The sequence below is a fragment of the Acinetobacter sp. M5A5_2a genome (assembly GCF_053345265.1).
On record NZ_JBKEZV010000007.1, the window covers coordinates 1 to 4,589 of the forward strand.

General features: G+C 30.4%; 4 protein-coding genes and 1 pseudogene. 4 read left to right on the forward strand and 1 reads right to left on the reverse strand.

From position 1 onward, the window contains the following. The 4 genes from ACLBWE_RS10505 to ACLBWE_RS10520 form a co-directional block, all read left to right on the forward strand. Positions 1-349: hypothetical protein (locus ACLBWE_RS10505; RefSeq protein ID WP_447602731.1), on the forward strand; the 349-nt coding region annotated here is incomplete at its 5' end. A 147-nt stretch (positions 350-496) separates the two neighbouring features. After that, positions 497-1,702: a hypothetical protein gene (locus ACLBWE_RS10510; protein WP_447602733.1), complete on the forward strand. Its 1,206-nt coding sequence runs from the start codon at positions 497-499 to the stop codon at positions 1,700-1,702. Between the two features lie 6 nt (positions 1,703-1,708). Then, the gene (locus tag ACLBWE_RS10515; RefSeq protein ID WP_447602735.1) at positions 1,709-2,920 is read left to right on the forward strand and encodes an MFS transporter; all 1,212 of its coding nucleotides are present in this window, start codon (positions 1,709-1,711) and stop codon (positions 2,918-2,920) included. 30 nt (positions 2,921-2,950) lie between these two features. Further along, positions 2,951-3,403: a DUF2087 domain-containing protein gene (locus tag ACLBWE_RS10520; RefSeq protein WP_199943156.1), complete on the forward strand. Its 453-nt coding sequence runs from the start codon at positions 2,951-2,953 to the stop codon at positions 3,401-3,403. Positions 3,404-3,505: 102 nt separating this feature from the next. Here ACLBWE_RS10520 and ACLBWE_RS10525 read toward each other — a convergent pair. Further along, positions 3,506-4,048: pseudogene (locus ACLBWE_RS10525) on the reverse strand (TetR/AcrR family transcriptional regulator); the annotation flags it as partial. Positions 4,049-4,589 lie beyond the last annotated feature (541 nt).

The window sequence follows — 4,589 nt, forward strand, 5'->3', positions numbered from 1 at the left end:
AGTACGAGCTACAAACGTTAAATATGCTCAAGTACCTGATGAAGATATTTCGCCTGTACGAGCGACAAACGTTAAATATGCTCAAGTACCTGATGAAGATATTTCACCAGTACGAGCTACAAACGTTAAATATGCTCAAGTACCTGATGAAGATATTTCGCCTGTACGAGCGACAAACGTTAAATATGCTCAAGTACCTGATGAAGACATTTCACCTGTACGAGCGACAAACGTTAAATATGCTCAAGTACCTGATGAAGACACATTAACTATTTTGTCAAAAATAAAAGATAACTTTTATCAAGACTTAAAATTAAAAGAAATTAATACTACTAGGCATGCAGCATAAATGAAAACAACAGATTTAATTAATCTTTTTAATTAAATCTGTTCCTTTCTTAAAATGCTAAAAATTAATTAAATATATTTTACACATTAATTCATTGACCTCTTCAAACAAGATAAAGAATTATTAACTCTACTTAAGGAGCTAAAATTGAATAAAAAAACATTTAGTGATGAATTTATAAATTCAGCATGGAATAAAAAACCTTTTTCTCTAGATGTTGAAAAAGATATAGAAATACCTGATGAGCAAGATATATTCCAAGCTCTACTAAAATATAAAACAGACCTACCAGAACTTCAAAAAACAAACCCATTAGCTGATTTTGTCACAGCAATTAATAATAATAGAACCACAAAAATAAGGGATGATTTTTGTTTAGAAGCAGTAGATTTAAATTTAGATAACTATCTAAATAGAATAGATTTAATTAATAATGCTAATGAATGGTCTATAGCTTATTTTGGTTTACATGGTTCATCTCATGTTATTTGGGATTTTGCAAAAAATTTCATTGATACACTTTCCAAGTCAATAGGTTATAGACCAGGTGGTAGAGCGGATGTTGATTGTTTCATTGGGAAATATTCCTCAACGCCAAGTGGAATACATGCTGATGATGCTCATAATTTTGGTTTTAGCATCAGAAATGGTAAAACAATGCTGACATGGGATTCTTCCAGAAGTGATCTAGCCAAATTAAAATATCCACATTATGAACATGCTAGAAATGAAGCTATTCCTCTTTTAAATACAACAGATAAAATTTGTTATTTTCCTTTCGATGCATTTCATATAGCTGAAACACCAAAGGAAATATCATTAAATATAAATATATCTCTTTGGCATTGTTCAGATGATGCCAAAGATAGTATCGATTATATTAATACTTTCTTAAAACATGATGAATCTTTAATTAATGACATTTCTAGTAATGGCGAAATTACACTTAATGATGAAGATATTTTAAATTTAGTTGCTTTAAAAAATAAAATAATGGATGGAAGTATTGAGCGCCATATGGCTATGAAAAAACTACTTATTAATACAACATCAGGCATGAAAGTAAAAAGACCAAAGGATAATGATGAATTTGATATCAATAAACCTATTTTAATTAAAGATACTGCATCGATTCAATGGTATATCAATAATGATAGAGACTTAATCATATTAGCAGTAAATGGATACTTTTTATTCATTGAATACTCTAAAAAAAATATTGAACTGTTAGTTTTTTTAGCCTCCAATTCCGGAAAAGTATTTAATTATTATGATATTAGCAAGTTATTTAATATTGACTCTTTAAATATATTTAAAGAATTGAAAAATTTTGGACTTCTTGGGAATATTTAGCTTAAAATGAAAATATCAAATCCAATAAAGACAATGAGTTATAAAACTTACTCTCTTTTATTACTCATTTTCATATCAAGCTTTTATGATGAAATAGGTAGTTTCTTATTATCATTTTCAAAAGCTGGCAACAACAGTTTACATGGCATTTCTATATTGATGACAGGTGCTATTTTAGGCGGTGTCATCTCAACATTTATAATACCTAAAATACTTGACAAATTCAGCATAAAGCTTCTAATCCCAATTTCATTTTTATTGGGTGCTTTTATATTCATCACATGCTTATTTGTAAATGAAAGTTTTTTAATTTATTTTACAACCTTCTTTCTAGGCTTTATTAACAATGTTTTTTGGGTTTCTGTCTCAGCATTTGTTAAGTTAAATTTTAGTCAGAACTTATTAGAAGTAAATTCTATAATACAGTCAATAAAAAATGCAGGATATATTGCTGGTCCAGCCTTAGCTGGAATTTCTCTTGGCTTAATTGGTCTTGAAAAATCTTTCTTATTAATTATTGCTCTTAATATAATTGCATTTATTTTTTGTCTCAATTTAAAACTACCCAAAGAAGAAAAAAATCATAATAATGTAGTAAAAAAGGAAAGTAGCTTAATGGAAGGTTTAGGAATAATCCTTAAAAATAAATTAGTTAGACACACACTACTACCTTTATCTGTCACAATAATGCTTTCATCAAGTATGAATGTTATTTATATGAATATTGGTATTATTCAATTAAAATATTCATACTTTAAATATGGAATTCTTTCTGCCTCCTTAAGCATAGGTTTATTAATAGGTCCTATTTTTCTTTCACGAATATTTTCAAAGTTAGGACTTTCAATGGGCTCATGTACATGCGCAGCAATTATTGGAGGATGTATGTTTTTCTTATCATTAAGCAATGTTTTCTACTTTTCTATTTTTATTTTATTTATTTTGGGTCTAGCAAATGGAGTTCAAAATTCCTTAATGGCAACTTTTATAATGGAACATATTCCAGATGAAAAATTAAATTCAGGACTTTCTGCTTATTCACTATTCCTTCAGTTTTTTGTAATGATTGGCTTATTAACAGCTGGATTTATTAAACCTGAAAATGCTATTTTATTTTTAGCTTGTACAGGAATAATAGTATTTTTTGTTGGAGCAATTTCCGCAATAGTTAATAAAAAAACAAGTATTACCTTTGAAAACACCCCCAAGTATAAGTAAATTATTTAAAAATAGTATAGGAGAATATCGTTGAGAAAATTTGAAAATTTACCTAAACTTAATAAAGATGAAGTTTTACAAGTTATTGAGAGCTTTTTAAAAAAGAAGTCAATGAGCCTAAAAAATATGAAAGATGAAGAAGTATTAATCGTACTTTCTCTAGCTTCATTATGTATTTCAGAAAAAGTTATAACTGAACCAGAAGTTAATTTAGCCTTAATAGCATGGCTAAATAACCAAGGTTCTATGCTTCGGGTAGATCATATAGAATTAAGACGGACCTTAATAGATTTAAATTTTTGGCATCGAGATCCATTAAAAGCTTTATATCATCGCACAACTTTAGAACCCTATCATTTAGCCTTTTCATATCTACAAACTATACTCACAATTGATATTCATCACTACATAGAAAACTTTAAATTTTCTGAAGATCAACGGCGCTTTGAGAATATGAAAAAATTTGCTAATCAGTCAAAATAATATGAATTAAACTCTTATTATCATTAATCCTAAATATAAATGGCATGACACCTTAGGTGAATTCACAACTTGGGCAAGTATATCTACTTTGCCCCTATCTCTCCCAAAAAACCTCTCCACCACCACATCCCTTTCATCCAAACGATTTGAGCTTAAAATTTGAAACATCAAACCATCAATAAGATTTAAAACCATATCAGCACTTGGTTTTAACGCATGAGTTTCCAAACTAAAGACTAAATCAAAAAGTTCTCGAAGCAACCATTTTCTATACTCAATTGCCATGTGGTAGGCCTGAGAGTAAATCTGTTTAATTTCAAAAATGGCTTTAAGTAATAGATAGTACAGACTATTAAAATTGACATGTAAAACAATAATCTCTTTGAGTTTATCGCTTGAGGTTCGGTAACGGCTTGAGTAAATAATTGCCAGCACTTCTTCTTTCAGGCGGCTTTTTTGAAAATAGATGCACCTTTCAATAAGCTGCTCTTTTGAGTGAAAGTAGTTATAAAAAGTAGCTTTAGGAATTTTGGATTTTTTAGCAATCAGGTCTACGCCCGTATTGTGAAATCCATAGATATTAAACAGATCTATTGCGGTATGAATCACCAGTAATTTTTTGGAAGATGTTTCTAAAGTTGGCATAGTTTTACCGTTATAAATTCTTGTTGTTTCTAAATGAGATATAAAAGCCATTACCCTTTCTGGGAGAAAAAAAGGCACAGCAAAGCCGTAAAGACTGTGCTTGGCACATCTCAAGTTTTATTGTTGCTAAGTTTTTTGGTCGTGACGAATTAAAGCCTGAAAAGCTTATAGCTCATCAAACTGCTTTAAAGTGATTTAAGTTGTGTCGAGATAGATTTTGACAGTGACTGCCAATAATTTATGAATGTGAATAGCCAACTCCTTATTTGGAGTTCTGCCGAAACATTAGAAATTATGGTGGCAGAACGGAAGCGGGTTGACGGACTGGTTTCAACTCCAGCACACTCGAAAGTGTCCCACTCCCGTCCTACCGCTACGGGAGGGAACGAGGTGTGCACACAAAACTATTCCTCAGAAGAAATAATCCTGATGTGGTTGAAATAACGGTCCGTCAAAACCGACTGGCAATGTAGGCCAGCCCGCAAATGGTAATCTGCAATATTTAAGGTGTCAATGTGAAATTGGCTAGAAAATATTTAAT

What these genes read in the sequence shown, in the direction of transcription:
- ACLBWE_RS10515 (WP_447602735.1), top strand. Translation starts at nt 1,709, where the DNA reads ATGAAAATATCAAATCCAATAAAGACAATGAGTTATAAAACTTACTCT.